Genomic DNA, 25,722 nt, shown 5'->3' on the forward strand with positions numbered 1-25,722 from the left:
TTATCAAAACGCTACGTTAGCGGCTTTGCTTTGTTTCCCTCACCGTTTTCAGTAATCCGCCCAACTCGCCGACAATCTGTGAATGTTGCTCTGCTACGTTCTTTGTTTCGCCTAAATCCGTTTTCAAATCGTATAACTGAGGCTTGGAATCGTTGCCTAATTCGGTATGCGTATTTTTATTGATCGCTGGCCCGCTATTCGGTTCTATGTATTTCCATCGGCCTTTTAACACCGATAGTGTACTATTTAAGGATTGCTCGACTACATACTGACGGTCGTCCCGATTTTTGCCTAGAATCGTTTCCAGCGAATTAAAGCTGTCAGGACCTTCATTGGTAGCGAGTGTTTGCCCGGTCAGAGCCGCTAATGAAGCAAACATATCTATTTGGCTGACCAATGCGTCTGATGTACCTGTTTTTACTTGTAACGGCCAACGTACCAAAAACGGAACGCGCGTTCCGGCATCAAACGCGCTGTATTTGCCACCACGTAACGGCCCAGCGGGTTTATGCCCATTCAGCTTTTCAACGGCCTGATCCTGATAGCCATCGTCTATAACCGGACCATTATCGCTACTGATTATAAGCAACGTATTGGTTGTAAGACCTAAGCGATCAAGTGCTTTTGTAATCTCTCCTACACACCAGTCTAACTGTAGAATGGCGTCGCCACGTGGCCCCATGCCGCTCTTACCAACAAAACGAGCGTTGGGTAAGCGCGGTACGTGAATGTCGTGCGTAGCAAAATAAACGAAGAACGGCTGCGACTGCTTCTGATTTGCTTCCATAAACTCAACGGTTTTGCGGGTCAGTACGTCCGCCATATCTTCATCGACCCACCGCGCCGATTTTCCACCACTCATATACCCAATGCGACTCACCCCGTTTATGATAGTCTGATCGTGGCCGTGCGAAAACTTCATTTTAAGAAGCTCAGGATTATTTTTCCCGGTAGGCTCATTACCCACTGGCGCTACGTAGCTCACCTGAATCGGATCGTTCGGGCTCAGACCGACAATTCGATGATTCTCTACATATACGCAGGGAACGCGGTCGCCCGTGGCAGGTAGCAGAAACGAATAGTCGAAGCCAATTTCCAGCGGTCCGGGTTTTATATCGCCATTCCAGTCGGCCCCCCCCTTAGGACCCAGCCCTAAGTGCCATTTACCGATTGCGGCTGTTTTGTAACCGGCTTTCTGAAGCATACCGGGCAATATTAACCGATCAGTTGGAATAATCAGAGCAGCATCGCCCGGAGCAATACCCGTTCCCGACTTTCGCCAGGCGTATTGACCTGTCAGGAGAGAAAAACGTGAGGGCGTGCACGTTGCTGACGATGCGTGCGCATTCGTAAACCGTAATCCCTCAGCAGCCACCTGATCAATATTAGGCGTTTTAATTTTAGTGGCCCCGTAGCAACTCACATCACCAAACCCTAAATCGTCTGCGTAAATCAACACAATATTGGGCCTGGACTGCGCGTAACTCATCTGTGCAACCCCAACAACGTATAGACTCGCTAAAGCAACCAAAAAGATTTTCTTCATACCTGACAACTTACCTGGTTAAAATAGCCGCACTTCTTCAGCTGACCCGTTGCAACGCGGATAAAATGAAGTAAACCTATTTTTTCAGAAACGAGGGGAGAAAAGTGTATACGTAGCAACCGGCGCAAAAACCAGCTAATGATTCTAAAGCAGCAAACACAGCTAGTATACCCGCCAGCACGAACGTATTGAGCCCTACTGCCTGTACTATGAGCAGAGTTATTGAGAAGATAAGTCCAACTCCGGCAGCAAAACGCTTGGGAGCCTGATCAACCAGCCGAACCGGGAAATCCAGCACCCTGACAACCTGATCACTTATTCGCGCCAGCGGGCTGTATGTACCGTAGTTGAATGCGCGTAGAGCAAAATCCATTAACATAAAAAGCAATATCGGCCAGAAGGATGTCAGTAGAAAAGCCACTATAAGCAGCAGAACTCCAAAAGCAACTGTCCGCGCTTTACTCTCGTTCATCTTAACGCCATCAATCGGGCATTCCAGGGCTGACGAACGTAACGCATTTGATCCATTCAACGATGGCTCGCTATTCTCATTTTTCATACGGGTTAATCAAGGAATAAATTCACAATCGGCTTAGTCGTTCGGCAGCTTCCTGTAACGTGGCGTCGTCTTTGGCAAAACAGAACCGAAGTATCTGGTAATCATTCCTCTGATGATAAAATACAGAAACCGGAATGGACGCTACGCCAATTTCTTTGGTCAAACGAACCGCCAGATCATAATCCGGCTCGTCGGAAACGGCAGCGTACGAAACCGTTTGAAAGAAACTTCCTTCGGCGGGGGTAAATGTAAAACGCGAACCGCGCAGCCCTTCCAGAAACAAATCACGCTTATGCTGGTAGAAATCGGGCAACTGGCGGTAATGCTCGGGCTGTTTCAGGTAGTCGGCTAAGGCGTACTGAATAGGCGTAACCGTACTAAACGTCAGATACTGATGAATCTTACGAAATTCAGTTGTCAAATTAACCGGCGCCAGGCAGTAGCCAATTTTCCAGCCGGTAATGTGAAATGTTTTTCCGAACGAACCTATTACAAACGTTCGCTCCTGCAATTCAGGATGCGTCATAAGCGAATGATGCGACCGTCCATCGAACAGAATATGTTCGTACACTTCGTCGCTCACAATCCAGATGTCGCGGTCGCGGATTAGGTCGGCCAGTTGGTTCAGGTCACTACGTGTCCAGACGTGCCCCGTTGGATTGTGGGGCGTATTGACTAGAATCAGCCGGGTTTTATCCGTAACCTTCTCAGCAATCGCCTGCCAGTCAATGGCATAGCTGGGCAGAGTCAGCGTTACGTATACGGGAATGCCCCCGTTCAGTTCAATGGCGGGTACGTAGCTATCATAGGCCGGTTCGAGTACGATCACCTCATCTCCCGGACGCACTACCGACGTAACGGCAGCGAAGATCGCTTCGGTAGCGCCCGACGTAATGGTCACTTCGGTTTCCGGATTGTACGCTACGTTATATTGCTCAAATGTTTTCTGCGCCAACGCTTCGCGCAACGCCGGAACGCCCGTCATGGGTGCGTACTGATTAAACCCGTTCCGTAAATAATGCTCAACCAACGATACTAATTCAGGCGAACAATCGAACCCCGAAAATCCCTGCGACAAATTAATGGCTCCCGTTTCGGTAGCCAGTTTCGACATGACGGTAAAAATGGTTGTACCAACATTCGGAAGTTTGGAAAGCAGACCTGTTGCGGCCAGTGTGCGGGAAGAGTTAATCATTGTTCGTTAAGCGTATCAGCGGAAACAGAGCAGCGTTAGGTTGACAATACGTTGCCAAGTGAAATTTTGTCAATATACGGCTCTAACTCATTTATATGATCCAGCAGCCGGACCAACGTAACGTCGTACCGGCGCTGACACACCCACATTTCTACAAAAAACGTATCGACAGCGTACAGATGCAGCCAGAAACCCGGCAGTCGTCGCGCTTCGAGTAGTAGGCCACGCTGCCAGACCAGATTCACCTGATCCTGATAGGGCAATTCCCGGAAAAACGCGGCTCCATCATTTCGATCACTTTTCATGAAAACGCAGGTCGTACCGTCAGTGATCACCGTACCGTTTTTCTCCGGCCGTAATTGCGAAAGCCAGTTTATTTTGTTTGGGAGGTAATGGGCAGGTCGCGTAGGGCGTGAACGCACAGGGCGGATTGATAGCCTGATTGAAATCGAGCGTTGTTACGTTATCCGAATCTATGCTAGGTTTATCAGCATATAGAAATCGGCCCGAGCCATACGTATCGTGGCTGTTAGTTGCGTCGCCAAACAGAATAAACAGCTTTTCGCCTTCGCCAACCGCGTCGAGCCGATACGTTTTTCCGCCTTTCTCAAATACCAGTGTACCCGCTAAAGGCGTTTGCGTTGTCTGACCCAACACGTTCAGAATTGGAATCGTCCTGGGCGTCGTGGGTGCTTCCAATCTCGCTTTGATCCGCCAGTTTTCGTTAACCGGATAGCGATTGATCGTATGAAATTCTTTCAGAAATGAACTTTCCAGATCGCGTAACCGAACGCCATATTTATCGCCACGTTTAATGACTACCCAACGTAGCGAGCCATTGGCCAGTACAGGCGGCTTGCCTGTTTCCGAAAAAGCGACAATCGGTTCGGTTATAGTTTTTCCATCAACAGATACGGCCGCACCCTCTTCGGGCGTGAATCGAACCTCGCCATTTTGCAGCTCAAATGAGCCTAGCTTAACGGACGTAGCGGCACCCGGAAACGGTACGTCGAAATCCGACCCACGGCCGAGCGAGTTTTTCCCTTCGTTCAGCCAGAAAAGACCCGCCAGGTTCAGCCAGCCATTTTCGCTTTTCAGAGAATTTACCCGATCCTGATGCCACTGCTCGATTTGGGCCTTGTAAGACGGGCTATCAGAAACACGAGTCTCGATTTGCCGAAAGCCGACAGTTGCAGCCATAGCAACGATCCATAAGCCGAAGAAAAAACGTGAATATGGATTTAATGACTTAGGTGATTTTGATTTCTTAAAGCGTTTCATAATGAGCGAGGTTAAGATCACGAACGACGTTGAAAATGGTCTCCTGATCGAGTGAACGATCAAAGTTCTCGTCCAGAAAATGATAGGCAATCCGACGATCCGGCCCAATTACGTAGAGTGCTGGCGTAAACGCATCCTCAGAAATTCCCGATATGCGCTCCCAGACCGGGTTATCTTCGCTATACACGCCAAACCGTTGCGCTACCGACGACTCCGCATCGTAAGCTATGCGAAAATCCAGTCCTTTTACCTGCCGTTCCAATACGCTGGGCGACTCATTGGAGAACACAACCAGCTCTGCACCGGCCAGTAGCAGATCCTGATTAAGCCGAACCAGCGAATCCAGATAAGGGCGTGCATAACGCCCCCAGCATGGGCAATAAAAACTAACGACTAAAGGTCGAACGCTGACCAGGTCCAGTACAGACGTAGTACGCTCTGATGAATTCTGTGAAAAAACGGACGCCCGCCAATTATTGGGTGCACCAGTAAGGCTGAAAAAAGGGGCTGGATCACCCGTTGTTAAAGGACGAACACGTTCCGTTCGGGTGCGGTACAACGTACTGCTAACTGTCCGAATATCGCCTAATTCATTTTCAAATTCAAGTGTCATGTCAGTTGTTGTTTATCAATCCTTATCGACGGACTGAAGTCCAAATCCGTAAACCAGTTGAAAATAGCGTTTCTGAAGAAGTGAGAAATACGCCCAGAGCGACAGCGCCCCAATGTAACCCAGCACGATCAGCATAGGATCGCCCAGCAAACTGTACAACGCCAGCCACAGTACTCCTACCCGGCCGATTTCCAGATAAAGTACCCACTGCCGCTGTTCAAGCAGAGCCCCGCAGTTGATCAGCGTAAGCAGAATAAACAGGGCCGTTAGGAATTGGAAATGACCGAGTACGTACTGGTCGAATAGCAGAAACGTGAATAAAATGAGCAACGTAGCGGCCAGTTGCCCGGCAACGTAGCCCCGAAAACGTCGGCTTCTGTTATGGCTAACAGACCGTTCGGCAGCACTGGTGGACAGAAACCGGATTTCCAGCTCCTGCCGAATCGTGGGATCGACGGTGTCAGGTCTGCCAAATAGAACCGCCAGTTTTGCTTTCCAACCGTTGGCTCTACTGGCCGCAACCAGCACTTCGAGCAACCCATGGAAATGCTGCCACAAAAAGCTGTGGCTATCGAGTTGCTTCGTCAATCCATACACGGGTTCCTCTTTCTCTTCGACGAACGTACCGAACAGCTTGTCCCAAATGATAAACATGTCGCCGTAGTTCTTATCCAGATACTGCGGATTGCTGGCATGATGCACCCGATGGTGCGAAGGCGTAACCAGCACGTATTCGAGCCAGCCCAGTTTGCCAATGGTTCGGGTGTGGATAAAAAACGGGTATAGGCCATGCACGAGTAAAATGGCGGTAATCATCCCGGCAGGAAACCCGATAATTGGCAAAATTGCCCAAAAACCAGTACGCACAGCGGCCTGAAATACTGTAATACGTGCCGAAACCGTGTAGTTAAAATCTTCGCTCTGATGATGCACCACATGCACCGCCCAGAATACGTTGATTTCGTGCGCCAGTCGATGGTACCAGTACCAGACAAAATCCGTCGCGATCAGCAGGCCAACCCAGCCCCAGCCATTCGCCGGAATGTCGAACAGTGCGTAGTGGCGATGCAGATAATCGTAGACAAAATAGAACGCCCCAACCGTAAAACTATCCAGCAATCGCTCAGCAATACCGACGTTCAAGTTTGCAACGGACGTATTGAAACGGAAATAGTTTTTCTGTTGCCATTTCGCAACGAGGTATTCCAGTCCCATCAGGATTAGAAAAAACGGAACCGCAAAAGCAAGCCAGTTGAGATGCATAAGCCCAATACTTAGTTAGTTCGGAACTACCGCAGAATCTTGCTAAAGCGGTGGTAGAATGGTGTTTTGCTGGCTGCGCTTTTAGGCTGATACTCACCCGTAACCAGCGGAATGTACATGACCCGACGTCGACTCTCGGCGCCCAGATTCGGCGACTGTTCAACCCGGTGCCACAGACTACCGTTGTGAACCGTTAAATCGCCCGCTTCAATGTCGAATCCCACTTCGCGCGGATCGGGACGGTGATCAATGAATTGCCGCTTCCGGAACAGCGTCAGGAGCGTATTCTGCTTATGGGTTCCCGGCAAAACACGTAGTCCGCCATTCGTTCTTGGGCAATCATCTAAATGCAGCCCTACATTGAGCATCGGGCGAATCCGGTGTCCCAGAAACAGATCGCGCGGACTATCGGTATGCCAACCCATGCGGGAGAAATTGCTTTCCGGCGTCCGAACGTAGTGATTGACAACCAGGCCATCTTTCTCCCCCTCGCCGATACGTCCGTCGTAAGGCTGCAGCAGCTCGACCAGGGCTTTTAGGCGCTCGTCCTGCAAAAATTCGTGTAATACCGGGCTGAACAACGAAGCAAACGCAAAGCGCTGAACAATCAACTGGCCATTCTCATCGCGACCGTATTTAATTGGTGTACCATTAATCTTATCGACTTTTTCCGCAACCCAGTTGGCTTCAATACGTTGCAACTCCCGGATGAAGCTTTTGACAACATCGCGGTCGACAAAGTTTTTAATATGCAAAAAGCCATTTTTATCAAAGAAAGCCGTTTGCTCGGCAGATAATGTTGGGGTTAACTGAATAGCTGCTGGGTTTTCTGTTAGGACCATATCTGTGTGAATTAAGATTGAAATGTCTATTATATATTTACTATACAGATTAAGTATAGTATTTAGGATTATGAAAAGCAAACGCTTGTTTGCTCAGAAATTACGGACTAAATGGGTTAGGTCACGTATTTGACCGTTTCCAGCCTGAAGTAAAACGCTAGCTGCTTTGGCCAATGAAAGAGGAATCTCAACAACAACCCATCTCCATCATCGAGGACATGACGAAGGGTGCGGAATAAGCATTTATACGCTTTAGAATCAGGGGCCGTTGCTCAATGTTCATACGTGTCTGATCGAGTAACTATATATACTCTCTTAGTTTTATAGGCAAAGGTGATTAGTGATTTTAACATTTCCAAATTTTTTCCTCCAATTATAAAATAACGTAGTAGATACATCGATTTAGGCACTTTATAAATTTCAACTAAGTGCTAATTAATTGTCTTATTCAAGTAACTGAACTCCAATCAATTTCCTATCCCATAATGAAACACACTATACGAACAAAGGTCAGCCCCTGTTGCCTATTTTTATGGATAGCACTGTTGATCGCACATATCACTCAGGCTCAGGATCGTCGGGTAACTGGCAGAGTCCTTTCCGGTAAAGATCAGCAGCCTGTTCCGGGCGTAAACATTCTAGTTAGAAATACGCAGTTAGGAACCACAACAGATGGCAATGGTAGTTTCTCGTTAAACATCCCGGCTAATGCTACGTTGGTCTTCAGCGCCATTGGCTACGCGGGTCAGACAATTGAGGTTGGGAATCAGACACAACTGACCGTTACGTTACAGGAAGCAGAACAGAACCTGGGCGAAGTAGTGGTGACAGCGCTGGGTATCAAGAAAGAAGCGAAACGGCTCGGTTATGCTACAGCCATCGTTAATCCTGAGCAGGTTACCACCAACCGTACCGTTAATTTCATGAACGCGCTCCAGGGTAAGATTGCAGGTGTAAACATCAGCAGCCTCGGTACGGGTGCAGCGGGTACGAGTAAAATCCGGATTCGTGGGCAGTCTTCCTTTTCAGGCCAGAATAGCCCGCTTATTGTCGTCAATGGTGTGCCCATCGATAATACGAACTTTGGTCAGAACAACGGGAACACCGGTAGCGACAACTCCATCAGCAACCGTGGCTCGAACTACTCCGACGGTGGCGACGGCCTGTCGTCTATTAACCCCGACGACATTGAAGGAATGACCGTATTAAAAGGGGGTACGGCAGCTGCGCTTTACGGCTCTCGGGCGAAAGACGGCGCTATCCTGATTACGACCAAAACCAGAGGAACAGGGCAGGGCATCGGCGTGATTTACAATACCAACTTCACGACCGACCATCCTATGGATTTTACGGATTATCAGTACGAATATGGGCAGGGAGAATACGGCGTTCGACCAACGGCGCCGAACCCAACCTCCGGTGTGTGGAGTTTTGGCGAGAAGTTTGCCGGTCAAACTCAGGTATTGTTTGGAGGCATAACACTACCTTATGAGCCGGTGCGTAACCGAATCAATACGTTCTACCGGGATGGTTCTACCTGGACAAACTCGGTCGCGATTTCGTCGGGCAGCGAAAAAGGCGGTTTCAACTTATCTCTGTCCAATCTGGATAACAAAGGAATTACACGAAATAATACGTATAACCGGAAAACCATTAACCTTGGCTTCAGCTACAATCTGTCGACAAGACTAACCGTTACGGGCACCATCAATTACTCGAACGAGTACACAAAAAATCCACCGCAGATTGCCCAGCAGGACAACAGTACGCCAACGGTCATTTATACCCTGGCCAACTCCATGCCGCTGGACGTTCTGGAAGCCAACCAGATCAATCCATCTACAGGTAACGAGTTCATTTATTCGCGGTTTATGAACCGCACGAACCCTTACTTCGTGATGAATTATAAGTTCGAAAATATTCGCCGGGACCGGTTGTTTGGCAATATCTCTGCCCGCTATAACTTCACTGACTGGCTATATTTGCAGGGCCGGGTAGGACAGGATTACTGGTCGCGCGATCAGGACTATAACTTCCCGACCGGCCAGGCTTCTCTGGCCGCTGCCCCTAGTGGGTTCGTTAATGGAAACTACGTTCAGGAGGCTCGCCGGTTCCGTGAAATAAACGCCGATTTCCTGATTGGGGCCAATCGTAAGCTGGGCGTTCTAGGCATAGATCTCACGTTAGGGGGCAACCAGCTTTATCGCCGGAGTGATCTGAATAGCGTACTGGTTACGGACTTCATTGTACGTGGTCTGTATGTTCCACAAAACGGCCGCGTAAAAGATCCACTCTATGGTTTGAGCGAACGGAAAGTAAATTCGCTGTATGCAGCAGCGGAGTTTTCGTTCAAAGACGTCTTGTTTTTAAACGGAACGGTACGTAACGACTGGTTCTCGACGCTGGCACCAGGCAATCGGAGCATTCTGTACCCATCCATAACAGGTAGCTTCGTCTTCTCTCAGGCATTTAACAAGCTACCCGACTTCCTGAATTTTGGTAAGATCCGGGCGGCTTACGCCGAAGTGGGCAGCGATGGTGACGTAGCACCTTACTCGAACAACCTGTTCTATGGCGTCGCTGCTAACCTGTTTCCAAATCCTGCGGGAGCGGGTCAGCCCGTTGGTACAATCACGTCTAACACAATACCAAACGCCACACTTAAACCCAGCCGAGTAGCTGAAACAGAAGTAGGGCTGGAGTTGAAAATGTTCAATAGCCGCGTTGGCCTGGATTTCGCGTACTATAATAAGGTTACGAGCGATCAGATCGTAGCGGCTCAAACCTCCGACGCGTCGGGCTATACAAGCACGCTGATCAACAGTGGAGAAAGCCGCAACCGTGGGGTTGAAGTGCTGCTGAACTTAGCCCCAATCCGCACAAAAGATTTTTCCTGGGACGTTACGTTGAACGGATCGTATAACAAGACCAAACTGCTACGTCTGCTAACAGACGATGATGGAACCCCAGGAAAAGACATCAATAATGACAAACAGGGCGAACAAATTGTTGTTGGTACCGGCATTTACGTAGGTGAACTTCGCCAGGTTGTTGGTCAGGAGCTAGGTCAGTTGTATACGTATGGCTATGCACGTGATGCACAGGGACGTATCGTTCACGGCAACGATGGAATTGCTAACCGGACCGCTACGCCCATTTCGTTCGGATCAGCCTTGCCGAAATACATAGGAGGCATCACGAATACGTTTAATTACAAAGGGCTTAGTTTATCGGTATTAATTGATTTCAAACTAGGCGGCAAAATGATTTCGGGTACGAATCTGAATGCATTCCGTCATGGTTTACAGAAAGAAACGTTAGTTGGACGGGGCGATCCGGATAATAAGATGGTGGGCGTTGGTGTGAACGATAAAGGCGAAGCAAACGCGGTTCGTGCGTTTGTACAGGACTATTATTCAGTCGGTCGATCGAAGAGCCTGGGCGAACAGGTTATTTACGACGCTGGTTTCTGGAAGCTTCGTCAAATCAGCCTCGGCTACGATTTCACCAGGTTGTTGCCGCAATCGCTGTTTATCAAAGGTATACGCATCAGTGCGGTAGCGAACAACGTAGCGGTTTTGAAAAAATGGGTACCCAACATCGATCCTGAGCAGTTCGGTTTTAGCTCCGATAACCTGATTGGGCTGGAGTCAACAGGGCTTCCCATCACACGTAGCATTGGTTTTAACCTGAATGTTCGATTCTAAAGAGGTTTGAGGTTTACGGCCCGCGCCAGAAACGTTAGGTCGTAAACTTGACCAAAAAAATTCTTCAATCATGAAAAAAACAAGTCTTTATATCGGTCTGACTGCCCTGCTGATCAGTGCCAGTAGTTGCGAAAATGGGTTTGATCAACTCAACACAAACCCAACGGCAACAATGGCCCTGAATCCGGTTTTTACGTTTAACAATGCCATTGTCAATACCGCCTTTCCCTCTCAGATACTGATTTTTGAGGAACCCATTGTCCAGCAGATGTTTTCACCCAATTCTGGTATTATATCAGGTGGGAATTTCAACATTGACAATCGGGGCTCTGCCGGAGCAAATGCTGCCCTTTGGCAACGCTATTATCGAGACAATGTCCGCTACCTGGTTGATGTGCTGGCTAAAACGAAGTCAGATGCCAACCGTAGTAATCTGTACAACATGGCTCGCATCCTGAAAGCGTATGTATCGATGGTACTTACCGATACGTATGGAGATGTTCCTTATTCCGAAGCCGGATTAGGGTATCTAGGGTTGAACATTACGCCGAAATATGATACTCAGGAAAGTATCTACAACGATATCATAAAAGAGCTGACCGAAGCCCCCGCTGCTTTAGATGCGAGCAAAACGATTGAATCGGCCGATATTATGTATGCTGGTGATGTGACCAAGTGGAAAAGACTAGCGGCTTCGACGCTGCTACGTGCTGGCATGCGGCTATCGAAAGTGAATCCCGCACTGGCCCAATCCACCGTTCAGAAAGCTGTTGCGGCTGGCCTAATGCAATCGAACGCTGACAATTTTGCGGTTCGTAATAATTCTAATTACCAGAATCCCGTGGGTGTTACGTTAAACTCAACCGAAGCTGCGAACTATTATCTCACCGGCAATTTTGTTACTTACCTGAAAACAACGGCCGATCCTCGGTTAACAGCGATTGCCGTCCGGTACGTTGGGGCCAAGAGTGGCCCCGAGCAAACCACAGCCAGAGCTAATCGCGACCCATCTGTGCAAATTGGGATGCCACTGGGCTTTGACAACGGTACAATTGGCGCGCGCGCTACGGCCGATGGCCTGGCAAGTTTTTACGATTATTCGCAGTTGGATCGTACGCGCATGGGCGGCTTAACTGCTCCCAACTTTCTGGTTACGTACGCTCAAACGCAACTGCTGCTGGCCGAAGCCGCTCAACGGGGTTGGACAACAGGCAATGCAGCTGATTTTTATAACGCAGGTGTAACGGCTCATATGAAGCAACTAGCCGACTATGGCCCTGCCACGGTTATTGCCGACGCTGATATTGCTACGTATTTGCAGAAAAATCCATACGTAGCCGCTAACGGTCTGGCATTGATCAATACGCAATATTGGGTTGCTTCATTCCTGAACGGCCCCGAAGCGTTTGCGAATTTCCGCCGGAGTGGTTTTCCAGTTCTGACGCCAAACCCTTACCCTGGCAAAGAAATCAAGGGTAATTTTATTAACAGATTGAGCTATCCCGACGCAGAAATATCCGTCAATCAGACGAAAGTCACTGAAGCGATTACTCGTCAGGGGCCAGACAATTTAGATACACGCGTTTGGTGGGATAAACAGTAATGTAGGTTTGCAGTAATTGAAACAGGCTCAGCCACACTGGTTGGGCCTGTTTGTTTTTACCGCGTCCTTACGTTTTACCGTTTATTTCTTTTTTTATCCACCCGTGTAATATGCATAACATAGTACCTTTTATTACATACATTTAATAGAATAAAATGATAACCAGATAATTGTCTATGTATAAAGCAGAAACCTTTCAATTTCCGGGTCGGTGGGTTGGCGGAACATCAATGATACTGGGACCATTTCTACTTCTGGCCGGTAGTCTGCTACGTATCCAATTTCATTTTTTCTTTCCCGATCAGCTAAAAGCGTTTGACGAATATCCGACGCTCATCACCACTTCTTACAATCTCTTTTTGGCGGGAAATATTCTATTGTGGCCAGCGATTAGTGTACTAGCCCAATTAATTGGACAAACTAAGCCTGGCTGGGCAACCTGGGGAGGAACGTTCGTGATGCTGGGGCTCTTCGCCCGCACTTTTCATTACGGTATAAATCATCTAGCATTTCAGCTGGTCGAGGTTCAGAATCTGCAGCTAGCGACAAAGGCCGTTGCTGATTCCTACGGTGCATTTCACATAGTTGCTACGTTATCAGCAGCCATTCTTTTCGGATGGATTATACTGGCTATCGGCGCTTATCTTTACGGTGTATTGAATCTGCTACGCTCTATTGCACTGGGAACAATGTCAGTGTTGATGCTGGGCGTTCTTAAAGGGAGTTCGCTGGCGTCGGTTCTGGCTACGGCTGGACTTTGTACAGCCTTGATACCCCTTGGTGTTCAGATACTACGTAGCGGTCCCGCCCCAGGCCAGCGAAGCATCTGGAGTTGGTCGGCCCTTATGGCTGGATTGATTGCTCTTATGTATTTCTTAGGACAGGCAGGATAAATGACTTCCGCAGGCTTGAATTAGCGTTCAAATAGTACGTCAGCAAAGTATTCTTTGCAATCTGTGAACCAACCCGTTACGTTAAATCCCGTTTCCTGCGCCAATTGCTCGATCTGTTTGCGCGTAAATTTCCGGGAGATTTCAGTATGAATAATTTCACCGTAGGAAAATGCTACGTCCATATCTACTGCATCGATCCGTACAGTCTGGTTTTTCTGGCTCACTAAATACGAGCGAGCTTCGCCTGTTTCGGGGTTGTAACTTTCGTAATGATCAAAAGCAGCCAGGTCAAAATTGGCACTAAGTTCACGATTGATCCGTCGAAGCAAGTTCAGATTAAACGCCCGCGTCAGACCCTGCCGATCATTATAAGCGGTATGAATCACGGCAGGATGCTTTTGCAGATCGAAACCCGTCAGTACGAGGTCGCCGGGCAGTAACTGGTCGTGCAGTTGCCGGTAAAATTTAATCGCTTCATCCTGGGCAAAATTACCAATGTTCGACCCCAGAAACAGGACAATTTTTCGGCTATCAGCCGCTTCCGAAAGATGCTCGAGTGCGCTGAAATAATCTTCATGTCGCGGGTTGAGCCGTAAATCGGGCCATTTCTGCCGTATATCTACCACCAGTTCTTCCAGTGCATCGACCGAAATATCAACCGGTGCGTAGGTAAAGTCAGCTTTTTGATCGGAAAAATAACTGAGCAGGATTTTGGTTTTCAGTCCATCCCCCGCTCCTAGTTCAACCAGATCAAACGGGCGCTCATCAGGCGTTACGTAGCGCAGTAAATCAGCTTTATGCGTATTCAGGATTTCGTACTCCGACCGGGTCAGGTAATAGTCCGGCGAGTGCATGATCTCGGCAAAAATCCGGCTTCCTTCCGCATCGTAAAAAAACTGTGACGACAGCCGTTTGGGCGTTTTCTGCAAACCTTCCCGCACTTCGTTGGCCAGGGGCGTGGGGTGCGGGGCAGAGGGTATAATGTCAAGCGTATCTGTTCCTGATTCGGCGTCTCTATGCCCAGTGTTTTCTGCTCCTAACTCTGCACTAATCGTATTCCCGTAAATTGCCATCGTTTATCAGGTTGAAAAAAATTGCGATACGTCGGACGGGAATGCCCTTCGGGAGTAGCCACCGAAGCTCCACGCAGAACGATCTGTCCACTCATAAATTTACCGTTGTATTCGCCTACGGCTCCCTCAGCCGTTATAAAGCCCGGATAAGGCAGATAGGCTGAGTTTGTCCACTCCCACCGGAAGCCCCAATTGAGCTGGTCAGCGGCTGCTTCCCATTCAAACTCGGTTGGCAACCGCCTTCTTCGCCAGCGGGCGTAGGCATCCGCTTCGTACTGGCTTACATGGCAAACGGGTTCGTCAGCACGGACGGGGTTTAGTCCGTCAAACGTGTACTGCCACCATTCGCCATCAATCTGGTGCCAATACAAAGGGGCTTCAATACGATTCGTTTTAACCCACGCCCAGCCATCGGAAAGCCAGTGCCGAAAATTCTTGTAACCACCGGCTTCAAGAAACTCCAGATACTCGCCATTGGTAACCAGATTACCCGAAATTGTCGTCTCATTCAGGTAAACTTTATGCACGCCCAGTTCATTATCGAAGCAAAATGATTCAGGAGTACGCCCTGTATTCCACTGATAGCCAATGGTGTAAATTCCTTCTGGTAACGTGACGGACTGCCGCCCCCCCTGAGACGCCCACTGATTTTCCAGTTTCGCTATGTCTGGCATCTCAATGGCCGGAAATAATGGATTGTGACCCAGAATGTATTTGATGTCGGTAATGAGCAACTCCTGATGCTGCTGTTCGTGGTTTAGTCCAAGCAGGATGAGTGCGTACAGCTCATTGGAAAGATCGGCTGCCTCTAGAAACTGGCCCATGTGCTCATCCACGTAAGCGCGATATGCATATACGCCTGCTACAGTCGGGCGGCTGAGATTACCACGGTCGGTACGTAGTACGCGCTTCCCAACGGTTTCGTAATAACTATTAAAAACATAGCTGAAATCTTCGTGGAAGATGCGATAACCGGGGGCATTAGGACTAAGAACAAAGGTTTCCCAAAACCAGGTTGTGTGCCCCAGATGCCATTTGGGCGGACTAACGTCAGCAATGGGTTGTACTACGTAATCTTCGGTTTCAAGCCCTTTACAAATAGCTTCGGAGTGCGCCCTAATGCGAAAATACTGCTGGGTAAGCGTTTGTTCTGCGATCATTCAGATTAACGATTTACGGGATTCAGTCTGTGATTAGTCAGTCGGCCAAATCCCGTAAACTATTAACCCAAAAGTATGGCCCTTGTTTAGTATGTAGCCATTTGCTCATCAACGTAACACCAGAGCCACTGTTCACCCGGTTCGGCGGAAGCTATTACCGGATGACTGCTGGCGCGATAGTGTTTTGTTGCGTGCTTATTAGGCGAACTGTCGCAGCAAAGCGTAACACCGCAGGTTTGGCAGGTACGCAGATGAAGCCAGGAATCGCCCGTCTTGACACATTCTTCGCAAACGTATTGGCTGGCGGTACGTAGTTGGGGGAGATTAGCGAGGTGTTCGCAGAGGGTTCGTTTGAGCATATAGTTAGCGCGGATAGTCCGCCGTTACGTTGGCAACCCGATTTATTCGTAGGATGTCACCGCATTACGTTAGTTTTCTGCCAGATATTTATGAACGAAACTCACGGCCATGGCACCCTCCCCTACGGCCGATGCTACGCGGTTCATAGCGCCGGCCCGAACGTCGCCAGCGGCAAAAATACCGGCACTACAGGTTTCGAGCGCAAAGGGTTCCCGGCTATATCGCCATACTTTCTTGAAATCGGCGTACTTGGCCAGATCCCGACCGGTGGCAATAAAGCCCTTTGGATCTTTTATAATGTCCATCTCGATCCAGTCGGTAAATGGTTTCGTGCCGATGAAGATAAACAAGCCGGCAGCCTCAACCGTAGACCGCTCTTTTGAGTCCATATTTTCCAGTACCAGACACTCCATCCGTTCGTTGCCCAGTGCTTCAACAACTTCCGTACAGCCCATAACCGTAATGTTAGGCGTAGAAGCGATCTGATCGATCAAATACTGGGACATAGTCTCGGTGAGGTCGGGCCGACGTACGCAGATGTATACGTGCGAGGCTGTTCTTGATAGATACATGGCGCCCTGTCCGGCTGAATTACCACCGCCTACAATATATACGGGCTTTCCTTTGAAGGCATACGCTTCGGTCGTGGCCGCACCGTAATACACACCAGCCCCCGTAAATTTGTCCAGGCTTTTGTTTTCTAACTTATGGTAAGCTACACCTGTGCTAAGGATGATGGCGCGGGCTACTACTTCGCTCCCGTCAACCATACTAATATGCTTATATTGCCCCTGCGATTTGATGGACATTACCTCCTGCGGTGCCAGAAACTCGACCCCGAAACGTTGCGCCTGCGTAATGGCCCGCCGGGTTAAATCGGCTCCACTCAGCCCACTTGGAAAACCAAGGTAGTTTTCGATACGGGAACTTGTACCTGCCTGACCACCCGGAGCCCGCTTATCGATCAGCACCGTTTTTAAACCTTCAGACCCTCCATAAACCGCAGCGGCTAGCCCGGCCGGACCGGCCCCAATAATTGCCAGATCGTACAAAGCCTGCGACGCTTTTGGTCGCAGTCCCAGCTTTTCGCCCAGATCGCTAAGGCTGGGTTGCGTTAATACGGTTCCATTTTCAAGCACAACCGCTGGTAAATCCTTTGTTTCGATGTCGTGCAAATCAAGCAGTTCCTGAGCAGAAGGATCACTTTCAATATCGAGCCACCGATATGGGAATAAATTACCCGCCAGAAAATCTTTTAAATCGTGTGAACGGGGCGAAAACTGATAACCAATCAATTTCAGACCTTCGTGGCCGGGCCGGTAATCGGATTGCCAGTCGTCAAGTAAGTCGTCCAGAACCGGGTACAATTTTTCTTCAGGCGGGTCCCAGGGCTTGGCAATGTAATAATCCAGTTGTACTTCGTTAATGGCCCTTACAGCGGCATCAATGTCAGAATAAGCGGTTAGTAAAGCCCGCTTTGCATTTGGAAATAACTTACGAGCCTGCGCCAGAAACTCTACTCCCGTCATGGAAGGCATCCGCTGATCGGATAGAAACAAAGCAATCTCCTCTCCTTTCTTTTTCAGTTCCGGCAACGTATCGAGTGCCTCCCGAACCGAACTGGTGGCCAGAATACGGTATTTTTTTCGGTACTGCTGGCGCAAATCGTGCTGGATAGCCTGCAATACCTGTTGATCATCATCGATAGCAAAAATGATAGGAAGGCGCATAGGTGAAATGAGTAATTGGTCCAGTGAGTGCGTGAATATCGATATTCTTAACTAGTTGCTCAAATGCTCACTGGACAGGAAGACACACGCTGAATTCTGTATGACCCGGTTTGGATTTAACTTTAATGGAGCCATTATGGTGTTTTACAACACCCTGTACAATATCGAGGCCAAGTCCGGTGCCTTTACCGATTTCTTTGGTCGTAAAGAATGGTTCAAAAATTTTGTCCTGAATATCGGCCGGAACGCCCGGTCCGTTGTCGATAACTTTGGTTAAGATAAACTCTGACCCATCGGGCTCGCTGCTGATTTCGATTTTTCCGCCGTCGGGCAGGGCGTCGATTGCGTTATCGATCAGGTTTGTCCAGACCTGATTTAGCTCGCCCGGCCAACCGCAAACCGGTGGCAGATCGTCAGGAATGGTTAATGTCAGATCGATGTGTTTGCTTTTGACTTTGTGCGCCAGTAAGGTTAACGTATTACGAATTCCGTCGCCGAGCCGAACCTGTTCCTTGCCCACGCCCCGATCCATATGTGTATAATTTTTGATCGAGCCAACCAGCGTAGAGATTCGTTTTGAGGCTTCGCTGATGTCCAGCACGAGCTTTTCCGTAACCAGGTTATTGACAAGCCAGTTCGTTACCCCTGCCAGGTTTTCATGCCCAATCTTCTCCAGCAGCCAGTCGAGATCATCCATCGAAAAACCGTATTCGACCAGAGGGCCCGCCAGATCCATGCAATCATCTACACCGTGGTCATCGAGCCAATCGGTCAGGTCGTCCTCCCGGCTGCTACGTTCAAGCAGCGTCAGTTGTTGCGCACCGTTAGCTACTTGCTGGTCGACCTTACTAAAAAATACTTCCTGCACCGAATCGACCTGCTCATCGCTTAGATTGAGTCGCATAACCGTTTTGAAAGCTTCCGGGGTTGCGCGCAGGTGCGTTTTGAGCGTATCGGCCGAACGGACCACAGCCGCCACCGGGTTATTAAGTTCGTGTGCTAAGCCCGCAGACAAGCGGCCCAGCGATGCCATTTTCTCGGTTTGCTGGGTCATTTTCGTGAAATCCCGGATGCGGGTAGCCATCTGATGCACCAGTACTTCCGTCAATTCGTAACAAGCGCGGATCAGTTCGGGCAAATGCTTGCGGTGCAGCCGTAGCACACGTGTCTCCTTTTCTGCCACGAGCCGGTTGGGAATACTTTTCATTCGTGAGAACGGCAGCACGCCCAGAATAGAATACATATCGTACAGTATGATCTCTTCGCCCGACCCATTGGCACCCGTATCGACCCGGATACGACCATCCAGCAGGAATATCATGTAATCGACGGTTTCGTTTGGCTTGTAGATTACCGATTCTTTCGGAAACGTTACGTCTTCGGCACGATCAATGTACCATTGCAATTGTTCATCAGGCACTTGTTCAAAAGCCGGAAATGAGCGAAGGTTTTCTAGTAAATTCATAGTTAGTCAAATAACCAGACGACTAACTAAATATACGGTCAATTCGTTACAGAATGGACGTATCTCTTTATTTCTACGCATTTTTCGGGAGCTTAGAACCCCCTTTCTGAATTACAGCCTCATTTTGACCTATAGCCATGCGGGTTTCCATACTATTTTTTTGCCTCATCGTCTTCGCTTTCCGGTCTGACAAACCTGCTTACCGCCTGTATACACCTCAATTAAAGGCCACTACGTATGCAAAGTTGCTAAGTCAGGCTGCCGATGCCGACGTTGTTCTGTTCGGCGAATTGCACAATAATCCAATCTGCCACTGGCTCGAATTGCAGTTGACGAAGGATTTGCAGGCCGCTAAAAAAGGAAGTCTGGTATTGGGGGCAGAGATGTTTGAAGCCGATAATCAGACAGCGTTAAGCGATTACGTACAGGGTCGCACAACAAGTAAAGAACTAGCGGCCCAGACTCGGCTCTGGCCGAATTACGACACTGATTATAAACCTATTGCTGACTTTGCCCGCGAACAGCACATCCCGTTCGTAGCAACTAACGTACCTCGGCGTTACGCCCGTCAGGTATCCCGGCAGGGATTAGCTTCGCTCGACACCATATCGGCTGATGGCAAGAGCCAAATGGCTCCTCTTCCACTAACCGTCGATCTGACATTGCCCGGTTATCAAGCCATGATGAAGATGATGTCTGAACCGTCGCACGGAGGCACTTCCACGCCCAATCCGCATGCGTCGAACCCGGAAATGACCGCTAATTTTGCACGTGCACAGGCTATCAAGGATGCAACTATGGCCCATTTTATTCTGCAAAACCTGAAGCCGGGGCAAACGATGCTCCACTTCAACGGCGATTATCACTCCAAAAATTTTGAGGGCATTGTCTGGTATCTGCGCAAAGAACGTCCTGATCTGAAAATTGTGACGCTTTCATCTGTAGAGATGCCTGATCCAGAGCATCCCGACCGCGAAAACCAAAACCTTGCCGATTTCCTTCTGGCTATTCCAGCCGATATGACAAAGACGTATTAACTGTTTCGCTCGATAATTTTTTCACATGTTGTTCTGGTTTCCAGGTTACAAGTTGACCAGCACACTATAAACTTAAGTCCTGCCACACATGATCAAGGATTTGCTCAACTTATCCGGAAAAAATGCGTTAGTAACAGGTTCCAGTCAGGGCATTGGTCAGGCCATTGCCCTAGCCCTGGCCGAATTTGGGGCTAACGTACTGGTTCATAACCGCAAAGGTGACGAAGAAGCCCAGAACGTAGCTAGCCAGATTCGGCAAAAAGGCGTTAAAAGTGATGTCATCGGCATTGACCTGTTAGAAGTAGAAGCCGTTGATGAGTTATTCGCCGAGGCCACCCAGAAACTAGGCCCAATTGACATCCTGGTTACCAATGCATCGGTACAACTACCCGTAGACTGGAACGACACCACTCCCGAGGAATTTGACAAGCAGGTTAACGCCAACTGGAAATCTACACTGCTGCTGATGCAGCGCTTTGCACCGGGTATGTCAGAAAGAAGCTGGGGACGTATTCTCACCATCGGGAGCGTTCAGGAAGAAAAACCGCACCCGGCTATGATCGTTTACGCGGGCACAAAAGCGGCCGTTGCCAACACCGTACGTAACCTCGCCCTACAACTGGCGGAAAAAGGGGTTACGGTCAATAATTTGTCGCCGGGCGTGATCGCTACGCCCCGCATTGATGAACCAACTCCGCCCGTTCCTGATAAGATTAGCCAGCGGATGAATATTCCGGCCGGCCCACCCGGTCAACCCGAAGACGTAGCAGCAATGGCGGTTCTACTCTGTTCTGAAGCAGGGCGCTACGTTACCGGGCAAACCATTTTTGTGGACGGCGGAATGAGTCTATAAAAGCTGTCCCTATGCGAAACCCCGAGAAAATTCTGATGAGCAGCAAGTCTCTTACTCAGATACGCAAGCGTTAGCGTTAGCAAGAGAAAGGTATTCTGCCACCAGCGCCCAGCTGTGTGCTTCGCATTGCCAGCGCATCTGCACAATCGGCCGGTCGGCAAACCGACGTAACAGGGGTTGTTCATAGGCTGTCAGCAAGCCCGCAATGAAAAAATTGAACGGCATGAAATCCTGCTCGATACGTTCCAGCGGTATGGTTGGCCCGGTTTCGCCGAAACGCAGCAGAGACGTTGTCAATATAATTTGCTCAATCCGGTTTGTTGCCCGGGCCAGTTCCTGCTTCGCATCCGTAATGAGTCGCGAACGAATGGGTCTTAGTTCGGGAATGTCGAATGCTGTCATCAATCGCGCCAGATGGTAAATAATCAGCGACGTACGAGCGTAGTGAGGGGCGCACCGAAACGGTTCAGCAACGTAGCGCTCAGACTCCACAATGGCTCGTAGATACGTAAGCGAGTCGGTATCGTGCTGGTTGCGAGGAAGGCCGTAATAACAAATGCAATACAGCATATTACTCAGCGCGCAGGCATCAAAATCGACGCCCATATTTTTGCCAAACCAGGTCGAATAGGCCCGTAGCTGGCGATATTCGGGGTATGTGTTGCGGATTCGCTGGGGTTGACTTCCATTGGCATGCTGCGCCAGTTTTTCCTTCAACCAGAGTTGATCTGCCCGCACGGGTTCGGTTGTCAGATATACCATAGCCGTATCGTCAATATCGTCGGGAATCCGAAAGTGCTCGAACCGGTGAAATACGTAGCCATTCGGGAAGTGCCGCGACGGACGTGTAGGCCAGAAATTATAGGTGTTCAAGCCATCTTTATTCCGAAAAAGCGGGTAAGCCTTCACCACACGCTGCTGAATCTGATCAATCTGTTTCCGGCTTTCCAGAGAAACACTTAAGCGCAGATTCTGCAACGTGAATACCGTAATAGCCGAGAAGAAAACATTCGTATCCGCCCGCTGATAGCCAATCATTGCATTGCTACGTACGGCTGGAAACAGACCCGTTTTATCCTGCAAACTGGCAATACGTTGAATGATAGCATCTATATTTAAAATAGCCATATTTTCGGTAAAAGTGCAGCCTACCTTCTGTATGCGCAAACAAGTAGCGTTTTTATCGGAATGCTACGTTGCGCCGAAGCCCGCTTTTACTCAAAATTAGGACGAAACTCAGCTCACTTTTCGCTGGCCTTCTATGCTGCCTGTGTTCTTTCGGCACCTTTGCTTAAAAAGAATATTCTATCAAACGTGCTGGTAATACGTTGATTTAGATAAAAGACACTGGACAAGGGTTAGCGATCGATCCAGGTGCTGCTAATCGCTACAGTCTCGCAGGAAAAGATTCTTTTCAGGAGGCTGATCCGTTCTTTTTTTTGAGATTAAGAGTAGATATTTGCCCACAGATTTTATCAATGCAAGCCATGGCGAACCTGATTTTATTCGACGATCCGGGCATCCGAGCCGCCCTACTGCCTTTCACTTTTACGCGTCCAGTGGCGGGCATTCGCATAGGTATTCAAACGCTGGCCGAAAAGTGGGCTGATTTTTTAAAACAAACCCCTTCCTTTCTGACAGTTGGTTATTTACAGAAAAAATTTCCGCAACGACCCGGTGCCGATAACTGGTACGTAAACGGGGCCATTTGTCCAACAGCGGCTTTGCAGGAAGCCATTGCAGCGCTGGAGAATGATAAAGGGCTTATTACGTCCAGCGGTCTCGTCATAGCCCTACGAACGGATAAACAACTGGCTGACTCACCAACGGTTGATGATGCGTATGGTTTTGGTACGTTTACCGAACCGCTGACCGTCGTTAATCACATGTGGGATATTTTTGTCCACAATGGCGATCAGATACGGGCTGATTTTGCCCGGATAACGGCTGGCCGAACCTCGCAGCCAATTACCGATCCGTTCACACGCTGCTATGCGCCCGAGAATATTTTTGTTGAAGAAGGCGCTACCATTCGGTCCGCCATTCTGAATGCCGAAGGTGGTCCTATTTATATCGGTCGCGACGCGACCATAAGCGAAGGCACGATCATGATTGGCCCGTTTTCGCTCGGCGAAGGATCGACCGTGAACTGGGGCGGAAAAATGCGAAACAATACCACAATTGGCCCATTCTGCAAAGTTGGCGGAGAGGTCGGCAATTCGGTTTTCTTTGGCCATAGCAATAAAGGACACGACGGTTTTCTGGGCAATTCGGTCATTGGCGAATGGTGTAATCTGGGCGCTAATGCGAACAATTCGAATCTGAAAAACGATTACAGCAACGTCAAGCTCCATTCTTATGCAACAGGTCGGCTGGAGGATACGGGGCGTATTTTCTGTGGCCTGATGATGGGCGATTTTACCAAAGCCGGTATCAGCACAATGTTCAATACGGGTACGGTTGTGGGGGTCAGTGCCAACGTATTCGGAAGCAATTTTCAGCCAAAGCACATATCCTCCTTCTCATGGGGCGGTTCCATCGACGGATTTACAACGTACCGGCTCGAAAAAGCACTTCAGGTGGCGGCCGAAGCATTCAGACGACGTAACAAGGAATTTGATAAACAGGAAGAAGACATCCTCCGGGAAATCTTCTCGATCGAACGCTCCCGCCCCGTCGACAATTCGTCTCCATTTATTTTTTAGCGCCATGAACGTCGTATCCAAACGGTTTATTCACTCGAAATAGAAGGCGGCTCCCTAATAAACGTTATGCAATTTTCTGAAATAATTGGTCAGGACGATACCAGGCAGTTGCTGCTTCGGGCCGTACAAAGCAATCACCTGGCTCACGCTTTGCTGTTCGACGGGCCTGTGGGCAGCGCTAACCTGGCGCTCGCGCTGGCTTTGGCTCAGTACGTCAATTGCGAAGATAAACTGGAAGACGACGCTTGTGGCCGATGTGCATCCTGCATAAAAACACAGAAGCTTATCCATCCGGATTTGCATATGGTTTTCCCGGTGGCTAATCTGGCGAAGGGAAAAACGTCTGAAGCATATCTGGCCGACTGGCGCAGGTTTTTGCTCGAACAACCATATCGTACCTTGCCTGACTGGCTCGAAACAATCGACGCGGATAACAAACAGGGCAACATTTCAGCCGAGGAAGCCCGCAATATTCTGCAGAAGCTGTCGCTAAAAGCCTATGAGGGTGCTTATAAGATTATGCTGATCTGGCTGCCTGAGCTGATGAACGTATCATCGGCCAATGCACTGCTCAAAGTTCTGGAAGAGCCGCCCGCCAAAACGCTTTTTCTGCTGGTAACGAATCAGCCCGATAAGCTGCTTATCACGATTCTTTCCAGAACGCAACGTATTGCGGTAAAGGCGTTTACCGACGAAGAAATTGCTACGTACCTGCGTCAGCACCTGAATCTCGACGAGACCACCGCCCGACGCTACGCCTACCTGGCCGACGGCAATCTGGCTGAAGCCTTACAATTGAGCAATCCGAATAATCAATCCACCGATCAGCATACCTGGTTTGCCGAATGGATGCGAACCTGTTATCGTCAGGATTTAATTACGCTGGTCAAACAGGCCGATCAGTTCGACGGTTTTAGCAAGGAAAAACAAAAGGGGTTGATTGATTACAGCATTCGCATGTATCGCAATTTATTTCTGTGGCAGCAGGGAGCGGGCGAACTGGTACGTTTACCGGATGATGAAATGGCGTTTGTCAGAAACTTCGTTAAAGTCTTAACCATGCAGCATATTGAACGTATCGTAGCCGACCTCAACGAAGCCGCTTATCATCTCGAACGTAACGCCCGTGCAAAAATGATTATGCTCGACATGTCTCTCACGTTTAGCCGACTAATCCGAACGTAGCCAGATCAGTTAAAGGGTTGTAAAGTTGTAGTGTTATAAAGTTTTTAGCTGGCCTTGAGTGTCTCCTAACTGTATAACTCTTCAACTCTATGACTTCAGAACTGTACAACTAACATAACTCCTTTATGAAACTCAGCCTACCTAAAGCCAAGCAGATTATTGGCATGACGGATCTCGTTGACTTCCCGGATTTAGGGTTGTCTGACGTGCAGGCGAAGGTAGACACAGGCGCGTATACATCGGCGCTACACTGCAAAGACGTTCAGGTGAAGCGGTCTGGATTGCGAAAGAAATTAAGTTTTTGGTTGATTGATAAAACCGGTGAACCCGCCCGGCAGTTCTTTAGTGACAAGTTTAGCCAACGCATGATTCGCAATTCGTTCGGTGTAGCCGAACTACGTTATGTTATCACAACGCCTATTGTTTTATTTGGTCGCACAATTCGAGCCGAGTTTACTCTGGCCGATCGTGAACAACTCAAAAATCCAGTACTCCTGGGACGCAAACTTTTGCGAAATCGCTTCCTCGTAGACGTTTCTCAAAAAAACCTATCCTATCAGCAGAAAGTCAATAGCCAACTCACTTCTGTCGTCAGCAAAAAAACGACTTCTGTTCAGTAAAAGGCTACTATCATAATCGACTGACTTCTATC

The 25,722-nt window shown here is 48.9% G+C and carries 22 protein-coding genes; 8 read left to right on the forward strand and 14 right to left on the reverse strand.

Annotation, left to right across the window (positions count from 1 at the left end):
• Positions 1 to 16: 16 nt before the first annotated feature.
• From ACOJS8_RS22360 to ACOJS8_RS22395, 8 genes are all read right to left on the reverse strand, one after another.
• Positions 17 to 1,546, reverse strand: a complete 1,530-nt coding sequence (locus tag ACOJS8_RS22360; RefSeq protein WP_420150776.1) for a sulfatase family protein — start codon at positions 1,544 to 1,546, stop codon at positions 17 to 19.
• A gap of 76 nt (positions 1,547 to 1,622) precedes the next feature.
• Positions 1,623 to 2,105, reverse strand: coding sequence for a DUF4395 domain-containing protein (locus tag ACOJS8_RS22365; protein WP_420150777.1), 483 nt, complete (start codon positions 2,103 to 2,105; stop codon positions 1,623 to 1,625).
• A gap of 22 nt (positions 2,106 to 2,127) precedes the next feature.
• On the reverse strand, positions 2,128 to 3,300 hold the full coding sequence (locus ACOJS8_RS22370) for a methionine aminotransferase (RefSeq protein ID WP_420150778.1): 1,173 nt from the start codon (positions 3,298 to 3,300) through the stop codon (positions 2,128 to 2,130).
• A 35-nt stretch (positions 3,301 to 3,335) separates the two neighbouring features.
• A complete protein-coding gene (locus ACOJS8_RS22375) occupies positions 3,336 to 3,605 on the reverse strand; it encodes a hypothetical protein (protein ID WP_420150779.1) in 270 nt (89 codons plus the stop codon).
• 19 nt (positions 3,606 to 3,624) lie between these two features.
• Positions 3,625 to 4,500 carry a DUF1684 domain-containing protein gene (locus ACOJS8_RS22380; protein WP_420150780.1) on the reverse strand — a complete coding sequence of 292 codons (876 nt, stop codon included), beginning with the start codon at positions 4,498 to 4,500 and terminating at the stop codon, positions 3,625 to 3,627.
• 67 nt (positions 4,501 to 4,567) lie between these two features.
• Complete coding sequence (locus ACOJS8_RS22385; RefSeq protein WP_420150781.1) at positions 4,568 to 5,194, reverse strand: redoxin domain-containing protein; 627 nt, start codon at positions 5,192 to 5,194, stop codon at positions 4,568 to 4,570.
• A 15-nt stretch (positions 5,195 to 5,209) separates the two neighbouring features.
• Entirely contained in the window at positions 5,210 to 6,457 is a 1,248-nt protein-coding gene (locus tag ACOJS8_RS22390) for a sterol desaturase family protein (RefSeq protein ID WP_420150782.1), read from the reverse strand.
• A 26-nt stretch (positions 6,458 to 6,483) separates the two neighbouring features.
• Positions 6,484 to 7,299, reverse strand: a complete 816-nt coding sequence (locus ACOJS8_RS22395; RefSeq protein ID WP_420150783.1) for a phytanoyl-CoA dioxygenase family protein — start codon at positions 7,297 to 7,299, stop codon at positions 6,484 to 6,486.
• Positions 7,300 to 7,784: 485 nt separating this feature from the next.
• On the opposite strand from ACOJS8_RS22395, the gene ACOJS8_RS22400 reads away from it, so the two are divergent.
• The 3 genes from ACOJS8_RS22400 (at position 7,785) to ACOJS8_RS22410 (ending at position 13,502) form a co-directional block, all read left to right on the forward strand.
• Complete coding sequence (locus ACOJS8_RS22400; RefSeq protein ID WP_420150784.1) at positions 7,785 to 11,006, forward strand: SusC/RagA family TonB-linked outer membrane protein; 3,222 nt, start codon at positions 7,785 to 7,787, stop codon at positions 11,004 to 11,006.
• A gap of 70 nt (positions 11,007 to 11,076) precedes the next feature.
• Positions 11,077 to 12,609, forward strand: a complete 1,533-nt coding sequence (locus tag ACOJS8_RS22405; RefSeq protein WP_420150785.1) for a SusD/RagB family nutrient-binding outer membrane lipoprotein — start codon at positions 11,077 to 11,079, stop codon at positions 12,607 to 12,609.
• 176 nt (positions 12,610 to 12,785) lie between these two features.
• Positions 12,786 to 13,502: a hypothetical protein gene (locus tag ACOJS8_RS22410; RefSeq protein WP_420150786.1), complete on the forward strand. Its 717-nt coding sequence runs from the start codon at positions 12,786 to 12,788 to the stop codon at positions 13,500 to 13,502.
• A 20-nt stretch (positions 13,503 to 13,522) separates the two neighbouring features.
• Here ACOJS8_RS22410 and egtD read toward each other — a convergent pair whose 3' ends face one another.
• From egtD to ACOJS8_RS22435, 5 genes are all read right to left on the reverse strand, one after another.
• The gene (gene egtD, locus ACOJS8_RS22415; protein WP_420150787.1) at positions 13,523 to 14,575 is read right to left on the reverse strand and encodes an L-histidine N(alpha)-methyltransferase; all 1,053 of its coding nucleotides are present in this window, start codon (positions 14,573 to 14,575) and stop codon (positions 13,523 to 13,525) included.
• Positions 14,539 to 15,735, reverse strand: a complete 1,197-nt coding sequence (gene egtB, locus ACOJS8_RS22420) for an ergothioneine biosynthesis protein EgtB (RefSeq protein ID WP_420150788.1) — start codon at positions 15,733 to 15,735, stop codon at positions 14,539 to 14,541. The genes egtD and egtB overlap by 37 nt, the downstream gene beginning before the upstream one ends.
• An 86-nt stretch (positions 15,736 to 15,821) precedes the next feature.
• Positions 15,822 to 16,094, reverse strand: a complete 273-nt coding sequence (locus tag ACOJS8_RS22425) for a UBP-type zinc finger domain-containing protein (protein WP_420150789.1) — start codon at positions 16,092 to 16,094, stop codon at positions 15,822 to 15,824.
• 69 nt (positions 16,095 to 16,163) lie between these two features.
• On the reverse strand, positions 16,164 to 17,825 hold the full coding sequence (locus ACOJS8_RS22430; RefSeq protein ID WP_420150790.1) for an FAD-dependent oxidoreductase: 1,662 nt from the start codon (positions 17,823 to 17,825) through the stop codon (positions 16,164 to 16,166).
• A gap of 67 nt (positions 17,826 to 17,892) precedes the next feature.
• Positions 17,893 to 19,290, reverse strand: a complete 1,398-nt coding sequence (locus ACOJS8_RS22435) for a sensor histidine kinase (RefSeq protein WP_420150791.1) — start codon at positions 19,288 to 19,290, stop codon at positions 17,893 to 17,895.
• 137 nt (positions 19,291 to 19,427) lie between these two features.
• Between ACOJS8_RS22435 and ACOJS8_RS22440 the strand changes: the two genes are divergently transcribed.
• Together ACOJS8_RS22440 and ACOJS8_RS22445 are read left to right on the forward strand one after the other, a co-directional pair.
• Entirely contained in the window at positions 19,428 to 20,327 is a 900-nt protein-coding gene (locus ACOJS8_RS22440) for a ChaN family lipoprotein (protein ID WP_420150792.1), read from the forward strand.
• Between the two features lie 88 nt (positions 20,328 to 20,415).
• Complete coding sequence (locus ACOJS8_RS22445; protein WP_420150793.1) at positions 20,416 to 21,180, forward strand: SDR family NAD(P)-dependent oxidoreductase; 765 nt, start codon at positions 20,416 to 20,418, stop codon at positions 21,178 to 21,180.
• 51 nt (positions 21,181 to 21,231) lie between these two features.
• Here the strand turns inward: ACOJS8_RS22445 and ACOJS8_RS22450 are convergent, their stop codons facing one another.
• Positions 21,232 to 22,308, reverse strand: a complete 1,077-nt coding sequence (locus tag ACOJS8_RS22450; RefSeq protein ID WP_420150794.1) for a hypothetical protein — start codon at positions 22,306 to 22,308, stop codon at positions 21,232 to 21,234.
• A 359-nt stretch (positions 22,309 to 22,667) separates the two neighbouring features.
• On the opposite strand from ACOJS8_RS22450, the gene ACOJS8_RS22455 reads away from it, so the two are divergent.
• The 3 genes from ACOJS8_RS22455 (at position 22,668) to ACOJS8_RS22465 (ending at position 25,690) form a co-directional block, all read left to right on the forward strand.
• Complete coding sequence (locus tag ACOJS8_RS22455) at positions 22,668 to 23,885, forward strand: putative sugar nucleotidyl transferase (protein ID WP_420150795.1); 1,218 nt, start codon at positions 22,668 to 22,670, stop codon at positions 23,883 to 23,885.
• Positions 23,886 to 23,951: 66 nt separating this feature from the next.
• On the forward strand, positions 23,952 to 25,070 hold the full coding sequence (locus ACOJS8_RS22460) for an ATP-binding protein (RefSeq protein WP_420150796.1): 1,119 nt from the start codon (positions 23,952 to 23,954) through the stop codon (positions 25,068 to 25,070).
• A gap of 125 nt (positions 25,071 to 25,195) precedes the next feature.
• Positions 25,196 to 25,690 carry an ATP-dependent zinc protease gene (locus ACOJS8_RS22465; protein WP_420150797.1) on the forward strand — a complete coding sequence of 165 codons (495 nt, stop codon included), beginning with the start codon at positions 25,196 to 25,198 and terminating at the stop codon, positions 25,688 to 25,690.
• Positions 25,691 to 25,722: the final 32 nt, after the last annotated feature.

This window comes from Spirosoma sp., from assembly GCF_048594605.1.
Taxonomy (GTDB): domain Bacteria; phylum Bacteroidota; class Bacteroidia; order Cytophagales; family Spirosomataceae; genus Spirosoma.

What these genes read in the sequence shown, in the direction of transcription:
- ACOJS8_RS22360 (WP_420150776.1), bottom strand. Translation starts at nt 1,546, where the DNA reads ATGAAGAAAATCTTTTTGGTTGCTTTAGCGAGTCTATACGTTGTTGGG.
- ACOJS8_RS22365 (WP_420150777.1), bottom strand. Translation starts at nt 2,105, where the DNA reads ATGAAAAATGAGAATAGCGAGCCATCGTTGAATGGATCAAATGCGTTA.
- ACOJS8_RS22370 (WP_420150778.1), bottom strand. Translation starts at nt 3,300, where the DNA reads ATGATTAACTCTTCCCGCACACTGGCCGCAACAGGTCTGCTTTCCAAA.
- ACOJS8_RS22375 (WP_420150779.1), bottom strand. Translation starts at nt 3,605, where the DNA reads ATGAAAAGTGATCGAAATGATGGAGCCGCGTTTTTCCGGGAATTGCCC.
- ACOJS8_RS22380 (WP_420150780.1), bottom strand. Translation starts at nt 4,500, where the DNA reads ATGGCTGCAACTGTCGGCTTTCGGCAAATCGAGACTCGTGTTTCTGAT.
- ACOJS8_RS22385 (WP_420150781.1), bottom strand. Translation starts at nt 5,194, where the DNA reads ATGACACTTGAATTTGAAAATGAATTAGGCGATATTCGGACAGTTAGC.
- ACOJS8_RS22390 (WP_420150782.1), bottom strand. Translation starts at nt 6,457, where the DNA reads ATGCATCTCAACTGGCTTGCTTTTGCGGTTCCGTTTTTTCTAATCCTG.
- ACOJS8_RS22395 (WP_420150783.1), bottom strand. Translation starts at nt 7,299, where the DNA reads ATGGTCCTAACAGAAAACCCAGCAGCTATTCAGTTAACCCCAACATTA.
- ACOJS8_RS22400 (WP_420150784.1), top strand. Translation starts at nt 7,785, where the DNA reads ATGAAACACACTATACGAACAAAGGTCAGCCCCTGTTGCCTATTTTTA.
- ACOJS8_RS22405 (WP_420150785.1), top strand. Translation starts at nt 11,077, where the DNA reads ATGAAAAAAACAAGTCTTTATATCGGTCTGACTGCCCTGCTGATCAGT.
- ACOJS8_RS22410 (WP_420150786.1), top strand. Translation starts at nt 12,786, where the DNA reads ATGTATAAAGCAGAAACCTTTCAATTTCCGGGTCGGTGGGTTGGCGGA.
- egtD (WP_420150787.1), bottom strand. Translation starts at nt 14,575, where the DNA reads ATGGCAATTTACGGGAATACGATTAGTGCAGAGTTAGGAGCAGAAAAC.
- egtB (WP_420150788.1), bottom strand. Translation starts at nt 15,735, where the DNA reads ATGATCGCAGAACAAACGCTTACCCAGCAGTATTTTCGCATTAGGGCG.
- ACOJS8_RS22425 (WP_420150789.1), bottom strand. Translation starts at nt 16,094, where the DNA reads ATGCTCAAACGAACCCTCTGCGAACACCTCGCTAATCTCCCCCAACTA.
- ACOJS8_RS22430 (WP_420150790.1), bottom strand. Translation starts at nt 17,825, where the DNA reads ATGCGCCTTCCTATCATTTTTGCTATCGATGATGATCAACAGGTATTG.
- ACOJS8_RS22435 (WP_420150791.1), bottom strand. Translation starts at nt 19,290, where the DNA reads ATGAATTTACTAGAAAACCTTCGCTCATTTCCGGCTTTTGAACAAGTG.
- ACOJS8_RS22440 (WP_420150792.1), top strand. Translation starts at nt 19,428, where the DNA reads ATGCGGGTTTCCATACTATTTTTTTGCCTCATCGTCTTCGCTTTCCGG.
- ACOJS8_RS22445 (WP_420150793.1), top strand. Translation starts at nt 20,416, where the DNA reads ATGATCAAGGATTTGCTCAACTTATCCGGAAAAAATGCGTTAGTAACA.
- ACOJS8_RS22450 (WP_420150794.1), bottom strand. Translation starts at nt 22,308, where the DNA reads ATGGCTATTTTAAATATAGATGCTATCATTCAACGTATTGCCAGTTTG.
- ACOJS8_RS22455 (WP_420150795.1), top strand. Translation starts at nt 22,668, where the DNA reads ATGGCGAACCTGATTTTATTCGACGATCCGGGCATCCGAGCCGCCCTA.
- ACOJS8_RS22460 (WP_420150796.1), top strand. Translation starts at nt 23,952, where the DNA reads ATGCAATTTTCTGAAATAATTGGTCAGGACGATACCAGGCAGTTGCTG.
- ACOJS8_RS22465 (WP_420150797.1), top strand. Translation starts at nt 25,196, where the DNA reads ATGAAACTCAGCCTACCTAAAGCCAAGCAGATTATTGGCATGACGGAT.